This window comes from Bacillus sp. AFS040349, assembly GCF_002577655.1.
Taxonomy (GTDB): Bacteria; Bacillota; Bacilli; order Bacillales; family Bacillaceae; genus Metabacillus.
Genome location: NZ_NUMC01000043.1, coordinates 1 through 18,947, shown reverse-complemented (window position 1 = coordinate 18,947; position 18,947 = coordinate 1). Strand labels below are relative to the sequence as shown.

The 18,947-nt window shown below is 33.7% G+C and carries 18 protein-coding genes and 1 pseudogene; 9 read left to right on the top strand and 10 right to left on the bottom strand.

Going from position 1 to position 18,947, the window contains the following annotated elements:
• Positions 1-171: 171 nt before the first annotated feature.
• On the bottom strand, positions 172-1,152 hold the full coding sequence (locus COD11_RS10385) for an aldo/keto reductase (protein ID WP_098796829.1): 981 nt from the start codon (positions 1,150-1,152) through the stop codon (positions 172-174).
• A 177-nt stretch (positions 1,153-1,329) separates the two neighbouring features.
• On the opposite strand from COD11_RS10385, the gene COD11_RS10380 reads away from it, so the two are divergent.
• The 8 genes from COD11_RS10380 to COD11_RS10345 all read left to right on the top strand — a co-directional run bounded on the left by COD11_RS10380 (position 1,330) and on the right by COD11_RS10345 (position 8,802).
• Positions 1,330-1,698 (top strand): AraC family transcriptional regulator, encoded by a 369-nt coding sequence (locus COD11_RS10380; protein WP_483296287.1) that lies wholly within the window; start codon positions 1,330-1,332, stop codon positions 1,696-1,698.
• 35 nt (positions 1,699-1,733) lie between these two features.
• Positions 1,734-1,838, top strand: a complete 105-nt coding sequence (locus tag COD11_RS28175; protein WP_483296286.1) for a hypothetical protein — start codon at positions 1,734-1,736, stop codon at positions 1,836-1,838.
• Between the two features lie 1,111 nt (positions 1,839-2,949).
• A complete protein-coding gene (locus tag COD11_RS10370; protein ID WP_098796780.1) occupies positions 2,950-4,992 on the top strand; it encodes a tetratricopeptide repeat protein in 2,043 nt (680 codons plus the stop codon).
• 443 nt (positions 4,993-5,435) lie between these two features.
• Entirely contained in the window at positions 5,436-5,582 is a 147-nt protein-coding gene (locus COD11_RS27460; RefSeq protein ID WP_231309847.1) for a hypothetical protein, read from the top strand.
• A 49-nt stretch (positions 5,583-5,631) separates the two neighbouring features.
• A complete protein-coding gene (locus COD11_RS10360) occupies positions 5,632-6,366 on the top strand; it encodes a Fic family protein (protein ID WP_098796777.1) in 735 nt (244 codons plus the stop codon).
• An 89-nt stretch (positions 6,367-6,455) separates the two neighbouring features.
• The gene (hepT, locus tag COD11_RS10355) at positions 6,456-6,860 is read left to right on the top strand and encodes a type VII toxin-antitoxin system HepT family RNase toxin (protein WP_098796774.1); all 405 of its coding nucleotides are present in this window, start codon (positions 6,456-6,458) and stop codon (positions 6,858-6,860) included.
• Between the two features lie 83 nt (positions 6,861-6,943).
• On the top strand, positions 6,944-8,092 hold the full coding sequence (gene xerS / locus COD11_RS10350; RefSeq protein ID WP_396653920.1) for a tyrosine recombinase XerS: 1,149 nt from the start codon (positions 6,944-6,946) through the stop codon (positions 8,090-8,092).
• Between the two features lie 356 nt (positions 8,093-8,448).
• Positions 8,449-8,802 (top strand): hypothetical protein, encoded by a 354-nt coding sequence (locus tag COD11_RS10345; protein WP_098796769.1) that lies wholly within the window; start codon positions 8,449-8,451, stop codon positions 8,800-8,802.
• Between the two features lie 243 nt (positions 8,803-9,045).
• Here COD11_RS10345 and COD11_RS10340 read toward each other — a convergent pair whose 3' ends face one another.
• From COD11_RS10340 to COD11_RS27455, 4 genes are all read right to left on the bottom strand, one after another.
• Positions 9,046-9,606 carry a recombinase family protein gene (locus COD11_RS10340; protein ID WP_098796766.1) on the bottom strand — a complete coding sequence of 187 codons (561 nt, stop codon included), beginning with the start codon at positions 9,604-9,606 and terminating at the stop codon, positions 9,046-9,048.
• Between the two features lie 390 nt (positions 9,607-9,996).
• Positions 9,997-11,373: a phenylacetate--CoA ligase family protein gene (locus COD11_RS10335; RefSeq protein ID WP_098796763.1), complete on the bottom strand. Its 1,377-nt coding sequence runs from the start codon at positions 11,371-11,373 to the stop codon at positions 9,997-9,999.
• 127 nt (positions 11,374-11,500) lie between these two features.
• Positions 11,501-11,950: a class I SAM-dependent methyltransferase gene (locus COD11_RS10330; RefSeq protein WP_231309848.1), complete on the bottom strand. Its 450-nt coding sequence runs from the start codon at positions 11,948-11,950 to the stop codon at positions 11,501-11,503.
• Positions 11,931-12,164 carry a hypothetical protein gene (locus tag COD11_RS27455; RefSeq protein WP_231309849.1) on the bottom strand — a complete coding sequence of 78 codons (234 nt, stop codon included), beginning with the start codon at positions 12,162-12,164 and terminating at the stop codon, positions 11,931-11,933. Before COD11_RS27455 ends, COD11_RS10330 begins: the two co-directional genes overlap by 20 nt.
• Positions 12,165-12,384: 220 nt before the next feature.
• Here COD11_RS27455 and COD11_RS10325 point away from each other — a divergent pair, with 220 nt between their 5' ends.
• Positions 12,385-12,765: an ArsR/SmtB family transcription factor gene (locus tag COD11_RS10325; RefSeq protein WP_082138369.1), complete on the top strand. Its 381-nt coding sequence runs from the start codon at positions 12,385-12,387 to the stop codon at positions 12,763-12,765.
• Positions 12,766-12,929: 164 nt separating this feature from the next.
• Here COD11_RS10325 and ccsB read toward each other — a convergent pair whose 3' ends face one another.
• The 5 genes and pseudogenes from ccsB to COD11_RS10300 all read right to left on the bottom strand — a co-directional run.
• A complete protein-coding gene (ccsB, locus tag COD11_RS10320) occupies positions 12,930-14,105 on the bottom strand; it encodes a c-type cytochrome biogenesis protein CcsB (protein WP_098796760.1) in 1,176 nt (391 codons plus the stop codon).
• Between the two features lie 13 nt (positions 14,106-14,118).
• Positions 14,119-15,762: a cytochrome c biogenesis protein ResB gene (gene resB, locus COD11_RS10315; protein WP_098796757.1), complete on the bottom strand. Its 1,644-nt coding sequence runs from the start codon at positions 15,760-15,762 to the stop codon at positions 14,119-14,121.
• Between the two features lie 104 nt (positions 15,763-15,866).
• A pseudogene (locus COD11_RS10310) lies at positions 15,867-16,573 on the bottom strand (cytochrome c biogenesis CcdA family protein).
• Positions 16,574-16,601: 28 nt separating this feature from the next.
• Entirely contained in the window at positions 16,602-17,129 is a 528-nt protein-coding gene (gene resA, locus COD11_RS10305) for a thiol-disulfide oxidoreductase ResA (protein WP_061785993.1), read from the bottom strand.
• A 417-nt stretch (positions 17,130-17,546) separates the two neighbouring features.
• The coding region (locus tag COD11_RS10300) for a DDE-type integrase/transposase/recombinase (RefSeq protein ID WP_369689276.1) at positions 17,547-18,947 on the bottom strand (1,401 nt) is incomplete at its 5' end.

The window sequence follows — 18,947 nt, the reverse complement described above, 5'->3', positions numbered from 1 at the left end:
GGCCATGTTGTGGAAACTCTTATAAGTACACAATTGACTAAATACTTCGCAATAAATATCTTCATTTTTAGGTGATTTTGTTAGAGCAAGTGGAGATTCCTCGAAGATTATAAGAAAACCCAATCTTCCTTGTAAAGAAAATTGGGTTATCTTTTATTTATAAACAAAGGATTAATTATGACCAACTATTGGGTGTGGTGCATATGGTTCTTCTAAGTATGTCATTTCTTCAGGAGTTAGCTTAACTGATAAAGAACCTACAGCACCATCGAGATGAGAGATTTTCGTTGCACCTATAATGGGCGCAGTTACTGGTTCTTTCTGTAGTAGCCAAGCCAGTGCGATATGAGTTCGTGGAACTCCATGTTTTTCTGCCAATTCAGCAACTCTCTCTACAACATATCGATCTGCTTCAGCAGTCGCATCATATTTAGATTTTAATATGAAGTCTGTTTCGGAGCGTTGAGTTGATTCCAACCAATCACGGGTTAATCTTCCTGATGCAAGCGGACTATATGGAGTCACCCCAATTTTTTCTTCTTTACAAAGAGGAAGCATTTCCCTTTCTTCTTCACGGTATATGAGATTGTAATGATTCTGCATCGAAACAAAGCGAGTCCAGCCATTTTTTTCAGCTACATGTAATGCCTTTTGGAATTGCCATGCGTACATGGCTGATGCACCGATATATCTTGCCTTTCCAGCTTTCACCACATCATGTAATGCTTCCATCGTTTCTTCGATAGGGGTATTGTAATCCCAACGATGGATAATATAAAGATCTACATAATCGGTTCCCAGTCTCTTCAGGCTCTTATCAATTTCACTCATGATTGCCTTTCGGGATAATCCTGCGCCATTTGGACCTTCATGCATTCGGCCATGTAGCTTTGTTGCGATTACAACTTCATCACGATTGGCGTAATCCTTTAGAGCTCGTCCAAGAAATTCCTCACTGGTTCCCATTGAATATACATTTGCCGTATCAAAGAAATTGATCCCAAGATCAAGTGCTTTTTTAATAATAGAGCGACTTTGCTCTTCATTAAGTACCCATTTATGAATCCATTTTTCTGCTTCACCAAAACTCATACAGCCAAGACAAAATCTAGATACATCCAATCCTGTATTACCTAGTTTCACATATTCCACTTCTTTAATCCTCACTTTCATTTATTAACACATATCTATTTTTAGTTAGGATATTGCACTTCTAATTATGTCACAAATCAGGAACTAAACCTAAACCCATTACTATCAGGTTTTTGCCTAATCCTATCAAATCACTTCCTCACTCAACCAATATCAAGTAAAATGAAACAATCTAAGATGAACGAAGAAGGAGATAAGATATGTCTGAGAAAATTGATAAGCAGAATACTACGAAAACTTATTGAGCGTTACACATGGCAGGATGGTGTTCATCAAACCTCTATTTCATCTTTATTTCTCATCCGTGAATCTATTATTACCGAACCCATCTCTAGGGTTAATGAGCCCTCTTTTTGCATTATCGTACAAGGAGAAAAAGAGGTATGGTTAGGAGAGGAATATTTTAGGTATGGTCCTTGGGATTACATTGTGGCATCCATTGACTTGCCAGTTACAGGGCAAGTTATCAAAGCCTCAGCTGACTCTCCTTATTTAGCTCTAAAACTTGAGATTAGCCCTAGCGAAATCCTAGACGTTTATTATTAGCTGAGTCATCAGATATAGCTGATGTCGCATTCAGGGTGGGCTACGAAAGTCAATCGCAATTCAGTCGAGAATATTCCCGCATGTTCGGTTTTTCACCTAGAGCGGATATAAACCGACTGAGAGAGAGCCACAAGACATAAGCTCAAGCTAATTTGTCTTAGGATATTCAGGGAAATTCGTGCTATAGTTTGAAAGAGACATGATTAATACAGTTTTCCATTGCTGCACATTACAAGAATACTACGCAATTGAAAAATGCTATCTTCAAATAATCGTCCAATTGGAAATAACAGGTAAAAGATAAAAACAGAAGAGGGAGGAAACCTCTCTTAATTTTTAAAATACTTCGTGTAAAATATCAGTTTTGAGCGAAGAGTTTAAGATTATAAAAAATCTAATTTAACTATATATATTAAGGAAGACCAAATTTTCTATATTTTTTTAGAAATCCTGAGTATAAATGGTAAAATATACATAGTAGTAAGATGCTTAATTATGGTGAGAGATATTATTTGATAAAACAAAAGAAAGCCCCTTTGGACAAGTTGTTTCTATATCAGGAATGAATATTATTGTTGAAATCAATAAAGAATTGCTTCAGAGAAATTTAGAACAACAAATTGTATTTGAACAAGAAATGATAAAGTTCCTTAAAAATGGTGAGAAAATGAATAAGAACATATTACAAAAAATAATAAATAGACAAAAAAATATAAAAATATAAGGGAAAATGCACAAGAAGAATTAGCAGTTTTAGAGAAGTATTTTGGTAAAGGTAGTTTAGAACCTTTAACAATATATAATGTAATTAAGAAGCATCTAGAAGCACATCAAAAAGAAATATCTTATTTTGGTTTACGAGGAATAATAATATGATTAGTAACGGCAATTTATGTTATTTATTCAACTCTCAATTATCTCCTCAAACTGGTAAATTCGAATATGGGTCCCCATTATTAACTTATATCACTAATCAAATTATAGCTCTAATTATAGTTGGTATATTTCTTTCTATGTATTTTATCACGACTTTTAATTTTTTCATTTCAGATTGGAAGAGAAGGAATCAGATATATATAAATGAATATATGATTAAGCTTGTTGAAGAGAAAATTAATGCAATTAGTGATGCTAAGAAGGTATAGCAGGGTGTGGCTAATATCTAATCTCAAAAAACTAAAACAAATTAGATGTTTTTTAAATTTAATTCTTTGAAGTATTAAATAATTTTTTTAATAGGGTGATCTAAATATGAATGAAAAACCACCATACTTTGGAAAGAAATTATCCGGAGGTGCTTATAATTCTTCGGGATTAATCTATCAAGATATTTCTGCAATAATTTGCTTCTTTGAATACATAAATAGGGGCAACACTGTAAAAAGCTTAAGTATTGAAACAATTAATGACTTTGTAATTCATCAAGAAAATACTTTTATTTCTGTTCAGGTAAAGAAAAAAAATTTAACTATATCTGATTTGAAGAAAATATTCAAAGAATCATTTCTTGAACCAAGTAATGGCTTAATGATTGTTGGCTCAAATTTTAATCAAGAACTGGATCAGTTAATAAAATTAAGAGATCAATATCGCAACGTAATAGAGTCAGATTTTGATGAAACGTTTAAACAAAATATCGCCTTAGAATTTCATGAAAAAATATTTAGTTTAGGATTGGAACAGGAAAAAGATATTTTTATAAATAGTGAATATAAATGTTTTCCAGAACAAACCATTGATGCTATTCTTTTAGCAACTGTTTGGACATGGGCTGAAAACCAACAGATTTCAATTAATATTAACCAGTTTCTAAATAGTTTAAAAGTAGAGTTACAAACTTTAAGAAGTAAAAGAGGACACATTGGTTTAAATGATATAGATAGATTAATTCAAGTTCATTCAGTTCAATCAGTAGCTAGTAAGATAATAAAAGAAATTTACCAAAATCAAGTAATAAATTCTTCTCAAATACTTTCAGTTTTAGGGGATACCCAGGAAGCTATCTTAAAACCTTTAGAAGATAAACTGAATTTTACAGATGAGTTAATTAAAAAAGGAGAGTATAAAGAAGCGCTGGATATCTATAAAAGTTTAGTGACATTCTATCCGAAGGAAGAAATATTTCTTCAATGCGCTGCTCTTAACGAAATGTGTAAAAAATTTGAAGAAGCTGTTAAATATAGTAATAGTGTGTTATCAATAAATTCATTAAATTATGCAGCGAATTTCATAAAAGGGACATCCTTAGGAGCGCTTAAAAGGTATACTGAAGCAGTTCAACAATTAGAATATGCACTAACCATCAAAAGAACCCCTGAATTATATTACAATTTAGCTCATATCTTTTGGCTTAATAATGATAATCAAAATGCTATTAATAATTATAAATTATGTCTTGAATTAAACAATAGTTTTTCTTCAGCTCACTTAAATATCAGTATTTGTTATTTTGAAAATATGGACCTAGAAATGTCCTTATATCATGTCAATCAAGCAATTCTCATAGAACCTAATATGTACCAGGCATATGCTCGTAAGGGGGAATTATATAGATTTCTAGGGTTATACGACGATGCAATACATTATTTTGAAGAATGTTTGTTAAGGGATAAAGCAAATTATCAAGCCCTCCTCGGAATTTCCCTTAGTTTTGTTGAGAAAGGATGCCTTTCTGAAGGAATTATTCATTTTAAGAACTTCTTTTACCATTATTATGATCAATTTTTCAATTCTAATGATACTGTTGGAAAGAAAGTTGGTATTATTGATATAGGTAAGAATGGAACATCACTTACTACAATTGAACTTGCAGGAGAAAATCAATTAAATATTTATGTTAAAGAAACCTGCTTACCCGTTTCAATACAAAAAAGAAATGATTTTATTTTTCTCGGCGCTTTAGAGCTTTCAGATCATACTGGATCTGCTTTATATCCAGCTATAGGTAAAGTATATGAGAATCAACAACAATTCAAAAGTGTACTTGAACAAATAAAAAAATCAGTCGACTTATTTCAATTTTTTGACCAACAATTGTATATTGATATGGACAATAACATTGATGTAAACCTGACAGAACGTGAAAAATACGTACTAATTGAAATTACATTTAATAATAAATATCACATAACAGGAATTACAAATGAAAAATCTGGTGGGTTAGAATCATTTTTGGATAATCTAGAAAAGTGCGGACAATTCCGGATTCACTTAGAATGTTTTGAATCAAAAGAAGTGTTTGTTATCGATGGATTAAAAGATATTAATATTTCTTTATTTACAAAAGAACACTGAAAATCAACATAATTATTCACATAAAAAGGAAGAGGATTGTTATATACAATCTTCCTCCTTTTATACAAACTTCGTGTAAAATACTAATTTTACGAATAGTTGAATATAGAAAACAAAACAAATGTTTGCTATAATAAAATTAAGTCAATTTATGAAAGTTTTTCCGAAATGAATTTGAAATATGTTAGAAAATTTAAGGTGATAAAATTGATCGGTTATATGAAGTTTGATGTAATGTTTTTTGATGATTTATTGCAAAAGTAGTTCTAAAACCACCTGGAAGTGACAGACCATACGTTATTAATTACATTGAAGGGTTTAATAAACAATTTCCCCCTAACCCTAAGGGATCCATAACTAAAGAAGAACTAGAAAGATGGCTAAAATGGCGTGTATTTCCCCCTACTAGGGCCAATACCGATGAATTATTAAATGTCCTCGGGTTGAAAATTTATAACCGTTGGGGAATCGTTCGTAAAACACATGGAGTAATGGCAGATGATGAAATATGGCTTCGTTTTAATGGTGAATCCTTAAAGCATCGAGATATTGTTCTTCGTAAATACCTTTACTATCCAGATGAGCAATAAGAATAATTTAAATTTATCAAAATTATGTTCATGTAAAGGATGATAATCAATGTTTGATGAAATCAATCGTAAAAAGGCCGCATTAGATACAGCACGGCCATTACCAAAATACACATTAAAAGGCCTCAGAGAAAAGATGTTGCTTGAATGGACTTATAATTCAAATGCAATTGAAGGTAATACACTCACTATTAATGAAACGAAAATAGTGTTAGAAGGAATAACTGTAGGTGGAAAAACTATGCGAGAACACCTAGAAGTTATAAACCATCGTGATGCTATTCAGTATGTTGAGGATATTGTACATAAAAGTGATCCCTTATCTGAATGGCAAATTAAAAATTTGCATCGGCTAGTACTTAAAGGAATTGATGATGAATATGCTGGGGTTTATCGTGATCAACAAGTATTCATATCGGGTGCACAACATACTCCTCCAGCACATTACTTGATTTCTGAAAAAATGATGCAAATGATGAATTGGTATCATGACGAAGGAGTTAAACTTCATCCAGTCGTACGTGGTGCAATGTTACACGCTATTTTTGTTGGTATTCATCCATTTATCGATGGAAATGGAAGAACATCACGCTTATTGTTAAATTTAGAGCTGATGAAGGATGGGTATCCACCAGTTGTTATAAAAGTAAAAAATCGATTAGCATATTATGAGGCACTTGATTTATCACATACAAAAGAGGATTATTCTGATTTTATCCAATTGGTTGCTGAAGAAGTAGAAGATTCTCTGGATTTATATTTAAGCGCAATTAGCAAAAACTGAAACACCGTAATGTGCCTTATATTAAATGACTTTATATTCCAATGATTAAATTAATTGTAACTATGTTCTAGAAAGTGAGTCAATCTTAAATGAAGAATGATGTAATTCTAAATAAAATCAACGTTATTGAACGTTGTGTTAAACGAGTCAAAGAAGAATATGACAATAATCCCGAAAATCTACAAAATATCACTAAGCAAGACTCTATCATCCTTAACTTGCAACGTGCGTGTGAAGCAAGTATTGATTTGGCGATGCATATTGTTATTGAAAAGAAAATTGGTTTGCCGCAAAATAGTCTAGATGCTTTTACATTATTAGAAACAGCCTATATTCTCCCCTCTTCAATCGTTCAAAAAATGAAGTTTTTAGTGGGTTTTAGAAATATTGCTGTTTACGATTTTCAAGAAACCAATTTATCTACCTTACAAAGATTAGTTGAAGATCATTTGATAGACTTTATGGAATATACAAGATCACTACTATTATATTAATTAACAATAAATTTATTATGTAAACAACTACTCGTAAAAATTGTATTTTACACGAAATTCTACATAATTTCCAATTAGAAAGGATGTCTTTATTGGCCAATACCAGACAACATCAAAAACACAAAGAAAAATATAAAGCATTATACTCTCAAATGCCAGAATATGTTAAGGATTATATATTTGCTATGGAGGACAACAAGCGGTCTCCCTCCACCCTATTAAATTATTTATTAGATTATCAAGATTTTTTTAAATGGTTAATACAGGAAGGAATCTCAGAAGCAGATCATTTAAACGACATTCATCATGATATTTTAGCTACCCTCCCCCTTGAGTTAGCGAAAGCATACTTTAGGAAGTTGGAAGAAGAAGAATATAATGTTTCTAAGCATGAAAAGAAAACTCGTTCAAAGTCTATCATTAACAGGAAGAAATCAGCTTTACGTTCTCTTTTTAAATACCTAACGACTCAATATGAGGGTAACGATGGTGAGCCACTATTTCATCGTAATGTTATGCAAAAAATACCTGTCATAAAAGAAAAAGAATCATTAAATTCCCGAAGTAATAAAATGGCAGATGCTATCTTTCAGGACGATTCTGATATTGATTTCCTATATTATGTTAAAAATGATTATGAGAAAGGGCTTTCTAATCGTCAACTATCCTATTTTTTAAGAGATAAAGAAAGAGATTACGCCATCCTCTCCCTTCTTCTAGGTAGCGGTATACGTGTAAACGAGATTGCTGAAATTAGAATTAGAGATCTTAACTTTGAAAAGAGTACAATATCTGTTATGAGAAAAGGTGATAAGAAAGATATTGTGACTGTCTTTGCAGAGGTTATGGAAGATATAGAGGCATATTTACATATAAGGAATAAGCGATATAAGGGTACTAATGCAGAGCATGAATACTTGTTTCTCTCAAAATATAATAAAGGTTTCTCCCCTGCTACAGTTAGAACAATTCAAGATCTAGTACGAAAATATACTAAAGCGTTTAATAAAGGAAAACGCAGCATGTCTCCTCATAAATTACGTCATACATATGCGACTAATCTAATGGACGAAACTAAGGACCTCTCCCTCGTTATGGAGCAGCTTGGACACACTTCTGAAACTACGGCATTATTATATGTTCATACCAGTCAAGAGAAAGCTCGTAAAGCCGCCGAAGCGTTATCTGAGCGTAGGAAACGTTTAAAAGACGCTGATAAGGATATTTTTTAAACTAGAAAGGGGATTGGTAATCCTTTCGAGATACAGATAATTAAGCTCTTCAATTGTCTTTATTATAAATTATATAGATAAGATAAGGCCTTTTTAAAATATGGTAATTTCATAAAATATAGTAGTTTCATTGATGGTGTATTTATTTTTTGAAACCAGATATATTATCGTAATTACCTTATTGTAAAAAAGCATTGACCTTTAAATTCAAGATAAGCTTATTCTATTGCGGAAGATTACTCTATTCTATTTTTGGGAAGTAAGCCATAACTTTTATAAATATGGTGTATTAAAAAACAACATAAAAGAAATATAAAACTAAAAACAAAAAAGTGAAAGATATTGAGTTTCCATCAATGGTTGAAGCAAATAACCAATTATTCGGAAATTTCATGTTAGACCTTTACCATAAAGATATAATGAACCATATTAAGAATTATTATGAAGATGAGAAAATCAATGGTTATTCCATGCCAGAAGGTAATAAACCTGTTTACATAAGGACTTCAACAAATCTAAAAGATGTAGAAGAGCAATTTAGTTATGTATTAAAAACAACAATACTTCCTACGGATAAAGATGGAACTATTCGTGGTAAAGTCACTTTATATCTTGCTGTTGAACCTTCACGAGTAAACGAAACTAATCTTCCTAAAGTACTTAAACAAATGAAATTAATAAAATATGAGCATGAAGAAGTCAAAAAATAATGACAAGAGCCAATCTTATATTTAGGTTGGCCCTTTTTAACACTAGGGATTTCTGGAATTATTTTATCAGATGAATACTCTATACAAAACTAGTTAACATAATGTCAACTATACGAAGTAAGTCAAAGAGCCAAACCCATTGATATCAAGGGTTTGGCTCTTTGGGGCAGTACCAGCGTTCGTGCAACCAGGGGCAAAGTAAATCTGAGAAATGATCGACAGAATTCCTTTGTCCGATGGTTGCTACTCGATTTTATTGTTATTTTGCATCTTACGATACAAAGTCATGCGAGAAATACCAGCCTTCTCGGCAGCATCAGTACGACTCAACCCTTGGTCCATAAGATACAAGGCATACTTAACCTTTTCCTCATCGGTTTTCGGTCTTCCAGGATATTTTCCTCGTTTCCTTGCAGCCAGAATCCCTTCTTTTGTCCGTTCAGAAGTTAAATCTCTCTCAAATTGAGCAATACCTGCAAAGATAGTAAACAACATTTTCCCATGTGCTGTTGTTGTATCAAGCCAGGATTCCTTTAAACTTTTTAAATGCGCTCCCTTTTGTGAGATGAGTTCTGTAATTTCAATAAGGTCTTTCGTAGAACGGGATAGACGAGTCAGATCCGTCACAACAACCGTATCGTTCATTCGCAAAAATTCCAACATACGATTCAACTCCGGTCGCTCTCGTTTTGTACCGGTTACTTTTTCAAAGAAAATGCGATCACACCCAAATTCTTCAAGTTGTTTCTTTTGGCGATCCAAATTTTGATCAAATGTAGAAACACGCATATAGCCAAACTTCATGTTCATCCTCTCCTCTATCAAATATTGTACCAAAATCCATTCGTGATAAATATTGTTACGAATAATATTGTTACATATTTTTGTTACGCTCATTAAACGAGTTAGCTAGACTAAAAGTTGATCATCACTACATGTAACAAAAATGTTCGTTTTTGTTACGTGTAGTACAAAAAAAGCTTATTATTAAAAGTAATAATGTTTATGATATTTATTTTATGTACTATTTGGGATTTATATAATAAATAGAAAAGATAAGACTGATTTCTCCAACACTAAGGTGAATTAGCCTTGTCTTTATATGTCCAGAGCAAAAACGTGAATTTAATACTTTAAGCAAATTTGAAATCTCTTAGCGTACAGAATATACGTCAATGTTATTTAATATTTGTTTTATTTAAGATAATCAATCAAAACATGCTGGTACTTTCCACTTTTAAGGTGCCTTTGTGGCAATTCTTCCGATTTTTCTATTGAAAGGTTAGTTAGTCCCTGGGTAGCAAAGTAATCTAATAGAGCTTCTCTAACATTTTCCCAAACTTGATCTCTAAGATTACCCTCGTCCACTTCTAAACGTACTGTTAATTTATCTGGTGCCGTTTGAATTAGTTGAAAACGCCTTACGCCTAGTATTTCCTCCACAATGGTTTTGAGAGCCAAGGGCAGAACATGAACGATTTGACCGTTGGAGCTAGAGAATTTGAAAATGTCATCCTTTCTCCCTTCGACTTGAACGACCGGGAATGGTCTCCCGCATTTGCATGGTTCTGGGGACATGATAACACGGTCAGTTAGTTCATAACGAATAAGAGGCTGTATTCTGTTGGCTAGATTTGTAATTAGAACCGAATGAGATTGCTTCCCTGGTGGCACAGGTTGGTAATATTCATCTACTGGTTCAAATATAATCCAATCTGTATTTACATGAAACTGACCTTCTTCACATTCGAAAGTCATGGCTGTTGCTTCTGTACCGCCGTAAAGATCTAGAACGCGAGCTTGGAAAACGGATCCTAGTTTCTCACGAACATTTGGATATAACTTTTCTCCCCCCAAAAGGATCGCTACAGGCTGAATATTTAACCGACCTGCTTTTTGTTCTTCTGCTAGAATTTCCATCGCTGTGGCATACCCTCCAATTAAAGCTGGTTGATACTCATTCAATTCTTTGACAAGCTTGGATAGGGGAGATTGGATAGAAAAAGCTCTTATTTTTCCGTTTGTCTGTTTTAAACGTAGGCGTTCAGCAGTGGAGAATGCTGTAAAATGCCCAGCTGTAGAGCATACCGCCGCATTTCGTCCGCCTTTGGCTGCCACTTTCAATATGTCACTCCATTTCAATTTTGTTGTTCCGCGAATCGCCATCAATGTTTTCATGATCGTATCTGAACCTTTATCCTGAATAAAGATTCCGGGTACCCCGGTTGACCCTGAAGTGGTCGATACCATATAGCGTCCTAAAAAAAGTTGTCCAACTAATGACATATCTGATACAAATTCTTTCACACTTTCGATGGTTACTTCTGGGTCAGTCACCCAATCATTAAAATTAGCCATGAGTTCTGATTTCGTGACTGGTGGGATTTGTTGTAAGCTTGTAATCTGTTCGGGCAACTCGCTGTATTTTTGTGCGTAATATGGAGCGTTTGATCGTGCAAAACTAATAAGTTCAGCTAAACGAGATTGTTGCCGAGAGGGAATGTCTTCTGGTTTACCTCGTTTAACCTTCCAGATATCCATAACTGCTTTTAAAGGTGAAATATTCTCCATGTATGTCATTCCCATCTCTCTGTTTTTAAAATTTTATTGTCAGAACTATTTACTTTTTACAATAAAATGGAAATTTGAAAATTACAGGTACTAAATATGAAAGAAGTCTGATAAAAAATCAAACAGCTTATGGCTTTAAAGCTTTATATGCCCTTAGTGTGCCCATGATAGTTGAAAATTGTCCAGTTTCTTCAATTAAAACAAATCCTGTTTCTTTTAATAGGTTAGGGATAATTCCTTTAACATGATTTGAAGTTGTTTCAAACCCATCTAAAAATTGAATAGGAAAAAATGCAACACGCATCAACCAATTTTGTGGCTTTTCAAAATCAATAATATGTAATTGGCCACCAGATTTGAGTGTCCGATAAACTTCTTCAAATGTTTTCTTTTTAATTTCTAGAGTTAAATGATGAATAAATAAACTTGTAAATATGTGATGAAATAGATTATTGGAAAAGGGAAGTTTATCAGAAAACCCTTCCTCAAAGGTAATATTATTAACTTGAGTTTCTTTAATTTTCTCCTTAGCAATTGATAATATTTTAGGATCAGCATCAACCCCAATTACTTGCACACCAGGTTGTGATTGCTGTATTAAAAGTGCCAGCGTACCTGTACCGCAAGCTAAAATCCATTATCGTTTCCTTTGGTTGGAGGTTTGCTTGCTTAACTAAATGCGTTTTAAACTTTTTTTCTTGCATTCCCCATTGAATTAACGGATCATAAAATCGAGTCATCCAATGATATTTTAGTGCAGGGATATAATCACCTTTCTTGTTTTTATCCATTAAACATGCATCCCTTCATTTATAATAACTTATGATGATTTTTGGATTACTTATAAACGACTTTTGTTAAGAGCTAATATAAAGTAACACGTGTATCTTACGATTTGTGACATAAAAGAATATGAAACGCTTCGCTTGTTTATTCAAGTAAATATTTGAATGTTGACATTAAAGCTTGCTCATTATAAGCTAGTCACATATTTTTAATGAGGTGGGAAAATTGTCATTAGTTGATAAAAATATAAAAGATACTCTAAAAGATGAATGTGAGATCTATTGTTATGACCCTATAAAAGTATCAAGGTTACAAGATTTGTTAAGTTCTAAAAGTACACTTCATCTATCAAAAAAATTTAAACTTCTTGCTGATGAGACACGATTAAAGATTATTCTTTCATTAGCTATAGAAGGGGAACTTTGTGTATGTGATGTGGCTAATATTATTCAGTCCTCTATAGCTACAGCTTCGTATCATTTGAGGTTTTTAAAACGCTCAGGTGTAGCTAACTATAGAAAGGAAGGTAAATTAGCATTTTACTATATCGATGATGAAATTTTTAAATCGATGGTTCTACTTTCTTTTCATCATAAGGAGAGTTGAATAAGAATAGAAATTCGGATATGTTTAAAATACATTTTCAAAAATACTTTCAATTTACATAAGTGGAGGGGATCTACAAGATTATTCCCCTCCAATAACATAGATAAAAATGAATTTAGATTTATCACATAAACTTTTAGTTAGCTTTAAAAGAATTTATTTCTTTATGCATAAGAGTGTAGACCAGCAATAATTAGATTAACGAAAATTAGGTTGAAAATAATAATTCCAAAACCTATTACTCCGAGCCATGCTGATTTTTCACCATGCCAACCTTTCGATAGGCGGAGGTGTAAATAAGCAGCATAAAATAACCATGTAATTAAGGCCCATACCTCCTTAGGATCCCATCCCCAGAAACGCGTCCACGCAATTTGAGCCCAGATCATCGCAAAAATAAGAGCACCCAAAGTGAATATTGGAAAACCTATTGCAACGGATCTATATCCGATTTCATCGACCAAATCAAGTTTGATATTTTTCGTTAATGGCTGAAGCGCTGCAGCAATTCTTTTTCTTAAAATCAGTCTTAGCACCCCGTATAAAAATAAACCTGTAACAGATGACCAGATAACTATGTTTAGTTTGCCTGCTGCAATGATAGCTGGTACTTCAACAAAGGCTTCTATTTTACCTTTTGTAAGTAATTCACCTTGATTTGGACCTACAATGGAAGGTAGATTATATGTCATTTCAACCTCTTGATCATTTTTATCAACCCATTTGTAGACGGCTTCATACTCCATCCCTCTGAAAACACTTGTAACCACTACAAAAGCAAGTGTCGCCACAATCGTGTACATGACAACCTCAAGCCAAAAAGTCTCTTTTGAGCGTTTCGTCTGATCAACAGAACGAAGTAAATAAATGACCCCTGCAATGAAACTACTGGCTAAAATAGCTGAACCTAGTGCAGTTGTTGTTACGTGGATTGCAAGCCAATCTGTTTGCAATGCTGGTATTAATGGAGAGATGTCTGTTGGGAACATGCTTGCATAGGCAATAATTAATAATGTAATTGGTAAGGTGAATAAACCTAAAATGGCTACTTTATATAAAAAGTAAAGGACGATGAATGCTAATACAAACATCATAGAAAATGCCGTTATAAACTCGAACATATTGCTCACCGGTGCATGTCCAGAAGCGATCCATCTAGTGATAAAATAACCGAGATGTGCAATAAAACCTAAAATGGTAACAGTTATTGCGACTGTCGCCCATTTGCTTGGGTTTTCGTATTGCTTTCTTTTATCTCGAATGGCTCCTCCAAATAGAAATGTTGCAATTAGATATAGTAAGAATGCTGCGTATAGTAAGTTACTGCTTAGAGCTACCACATCTTTACCTCCTCTACGAATTTTTGCTTTTTTCGTTTGTTTGATCGGTTAGTTCTTGAATGCTTGTTTCTTTTAAAATACGGTTCACTTCATTTCGAATACCGTACCAATTTTTATTTGTATGGCCTGCAATTAATATACGTTCACCATCGCGTCTAATCCATATACGTCTATGATTCCAATACATTCCTTGAATAACACCAATCATGAAAATAGCTCCGCCTAAACCAAGAAACCATAGCGTATGATCTTTCCGAACCGTAAGAGCTGACAGATTTTTTGTCTCTACGCCTTCAAATTTCATTTTTAATTGATTATCTTTCTCTGGTTCAATCGTTTTTTGAATGGCAACAAAGCTTCTTTCACCTTCTGGTTTTTCAGGAGATATCATGTTAAATACAAATGCTGGATTGTCGGGAACACGGTTTTTTGTATCAGGTACACCTTCACTATTGAAATAGAAGTTTGGCAAATAAGTCACAATTTCAACTTTATACCCATTGCCTAAATCATACTCCTTCTTTGGCTCTAACAAATCAACTGTAATCTTGCCAAAACTTTCTTCTGTCTCTTTGTCTACTAAACTAAAATTAAACTTATTTAGTTCATTTAATTTATAAGAGGTTTGATAAAGAGCATATGAATCGTGTTTTAAGGGGAAATTAACTCTAATTTGTTCATCTTTTATCTTTTCAAGTTCAGGTTCTGCCCCGTGAACGATTTCACCCTTTCGTTCATACAAAGTCACGTTTGTTTGAAAGTTTTTAACGACATTTCCATCTCCGACTCGTGAAAGAGTATTAGCAAAAACTTCATCCTCTTGATCTTTTTGATAGGTATCCATAATGAACTTGTCACTGCTTAAATAGTATTTTCCATCGGTTCCTGGGATAACACTTGTTTCACCGTCACGAATCCAAAGCATTTCGTCTACATACATCCCCGGTACAAATCGCAGCATTCCTCCAATGAGGAAAATAATTAATCCAACATGGTTTACATAAGGTCCCCATCTTGAAAACCGACTTTTTTCAGCTAGAAAATGACCATTTTCTTCACGTACTTGATAACGCTTCCTCTTCAAGTTTGATATTATCAAATCCAGTTGTTCATCAAGGTTCTCTTCGACTTTTGTTTCACTGAAAAGACGTTGTCTACGCAAGAAGCTTTCATGACGTGTAATCCCTTGTTTTTTCAAAGCGCGATACAATGGAATAAACCGGTCCAAACTCGCGATAACAAGTGATATTCCAAGAGCTGCTATTAATAAAAAATACCACCATGAACTATATAGATTGTGAAAACCTAATTCATAATACATTTGTCCAAGAAATCCATATTCATCTTTATAAAACTCTTGTGGGACAACGGTTGGAGGAATATACATCTCTTGAGGAAAAATTGTTCCAATCGCAGAAGCAATTAAAAGAAGAACAATTATCCAAATTCCTACTTTAACGGATGAGAAAAAGTTCCAAATCTTATCGATAAGTGACTTTTTATATGTTTGTGAGCGTCTTGCGCCTCCATCGTATCTCATATCCAATAGTTTTTTAGAAACTTCATCCTTCTTATTCCCGATAGTTCGTCCACAAGATTCACAAATAACCGTTCCATGTGGAATGGAGTGACCACATTCGCATTTGACATGTTCCATTCTAATAACTCCTTACGATTTAATCATTTAAATATACTTAACTACACTTTTAATTTTTCAGATTTGCTTTTTAATCCATTAAAAAGAATGATTCTAAAAACCCCTTAAAATCCAGTAAATCCTCCGAACAAACTTGTTAAGACTGCAATAATTTTTGTCATCATATTAAAGTACAATAATACTCCCATCACAATCATCAAAATGCCTCCGATAGACATAAAGATTGCACTGTGTTTCTTTAGAAAAGTCATCTTATCAATAAATAAAGACATTAATAAAAATGGAATAGAAAAACCTAAGACATAGAAAACCATGTATAGTAGTCCTTTTCCTGGGTCTGATACACCTAACGCAATGACTCCTGCAAGGATGGGACCTGTACAAGGAGTCCATCCAGCAGCAAAACCAATTCCAATCAAAATTGATCCTATATAACCTGAAGGTCTCTTTTGAAAATGAATTTTCTTATCAGAAAGTAGGAAATCAAATTTAAGAACCCCTGTTAGAACTAAACCAAAAAACACCATCACAATAGCTCCAAGTTGTCTTAACAAATCTTGATAATCCATAAAAAATGTACCGATAAAAGAAGTAGAAAGCCCCAAAGCTAAAAAAATAATTGAAAATCCTACCAAAAACAAGATAGTGTGTATATAAGCTTTCCTTCGTAAAATACCTTTTTCTTTTTTTAGATCATTTACGACACTCCTGTAATATAGGAAAGAAAAGCTGGATATAAAGGAAGTGAACAAGGTGAAATAAATGATAAAAGACCTGCACCAAATGCAAGAAATAAGCTTAGTTGTTCCAAAAAGATACCACCTAACTGTTTATTAATTCTATGGCTTAATGAGTTCCATGTAATTTGCTATATCCCTTTCGGTCATACTTCCTGTGATCACTTTTAACACTTTTCCGTTCTTATCGATCAAAAATGTTGTAGGAATCGGGGTTATGTCATATGCTTCCGTCACAGCTCGATCTTTATCTTTAAGTATAGGGAATGTAAGCCCATGCCTATTTACAAACGATTCAATAGCAATATCACTTTCTGCAATATTAACCGCCAATATCTCTACACCAAGATTCTTAAAATGGCTATACTGTCTTTCCATATAAGGCATTTCTTTTTCACAAGGCTTGCACCAAGTACCCCAAAAGTTAAGAAAAACTCCTTTTCCTTTTAAATCAGAAAGTTGAACGTTGTTACCGTTCATATCTTCAAGAACAAAATCAGGTGCTTGGTCCCCTGCCTGAACTCGTAATTTTTCTGTAAAAAAGTTTTGATAAAGAGTATAGGCTACTGCTAAAGCCATAAGAAGTAGAAGACTAATACGTACAATCGATCTGGTTCTTTTGTTTTTCATTTTACTCTCCCTTTTTATTTTCATTCAAACCAACATTTTAATGTTGACATTTTACGTTAATAATTTTAATCTAAAAGCACAATATATTCAAACAAATATTTGAATAATAGGGTCTAATTATTTTCATCTAAAATAACATGAAAGGGAAAACATAGAGGTGTAACACAACTAAATATCTTTTATTCCGATTAGGGAGTATTTTAGGTAGTGTCAAAAGTTCTATGAAAAAACAAGATCTAGACTGGAATGTTACCTGAAGTTGAACTTTTAACCGCCGCAATCGCTCTTGACAAACACACCAATGGTTTAGTTTGTGGTCAACAAGGGCGAAGGGAACAAAAGNNAAACCATTGGCAAGTTCGGTTTGTCAAGAGTTCGCTCCGCCGATTGCTGATGAAGGGCTCTGCTAAACAAAAGTTATGCTCGCTGTTCCACAATCCAGCGCTGAGCTAATTCAATCAATTTCGTCCATCGTGCAGGCATTGTAGGAAGCCCTGACAATTCTGGATTTACTACTGGCACCTTTCCTTCAAGGGATGCATGAGGACGTAGGAAGTTAAAATAGGCGACAAATAAAGTGACGAAGGAGATGGAACCATGTTCCGACCCAAAGCCATGTGTCGCACGATAATTTCCTTTAAATGTTCGATTGAGTCTCTCAATAATTTGTTTTAGTGGTCTGTATTCCTTAGAAACTGGATCCTCATTCGTTAAACCAATGACTTGCTTAACATCAAATGAGATATTGTGTTGAACGAAAAAATGTTGAGCTAATAAGTAGATAGGGTTTCCATCGACCACAAGGGATAGGTTTTCAGGTATCTCTTTAAACTTTGATAAGACATCGTCGATGGCCTTAATGGCTGAAACGGTATCTCGGTTAGGAGAAACAGGATAAGAAAGAATGATTTTCTTAACGGCATCAAAAAAGAAAAAGAGATAGTACCAACGTCCATTCACACGGATGTAAGTTTCGTCACCACAGAATTGGTCAGAAAGTTCGTAAGGATAATGATCCACATAAGGTTTAATCAAGTGAGCTACACTGTTCTCGTAGTTCAAATTGGTTTGATGAGAAATCGATACACCGTGAATATCCTGCATGATGGCAGCTGTTTTACGAGCCGATAAACCATAGTTTATATGGTAGGTCAAAATCAATCCCAATGTATGAGGAGAAGCATAAATCCTTGATAAATCAACAACAGGCAAAGTAGGAGAATCCTTAGCTAAAGGCAAAAAGTCAATGTGAAACTGTCGAGTTTGGTATCTCAATTTAAATGCCTGAGAATTTTCTTTGAACAGTCTTTTCTCTTTTGGTGTCATTCCGTTCCAATTTCTTTGGTAGTAAGAACAGGCATTATTCTTACACTTAAAAAGGTCAAAGTCTTTTCTTTTCTTGATTTTCTCAAGCGTCTTAGCGCAATGGGGACACTTAAGAATGACCTCTTTAGAAAAACGATTTTTCTCACTGAAAAGACAAGTACACACCTTACATTGAAACTGACCCTTGTCTCCATTATTCGCATATAGGAAATCAGATGGAGCACCACACTTTGGACATTTCAACGATTTAGGAACAGGGGTTGAAGTAGAACGCCTTTGAACGGGTTTGAGGGGTTTCCCGCTTTTTTCTAAAAATTCTTCTAAGAGAAGTTGATAATTTGATTTTTCGGGGTACTCGAAAATCGGTAAGTCATCCACCTGAAGTTTTCTATAGGGTTTATTTACTGGAGTTTCTGCAGGTTTTTCAAACATACTCTTCCCCACAAGAAGAGTAAGTAAAGTTCGAATTACCTGTTCTTGATAGTTTATAAA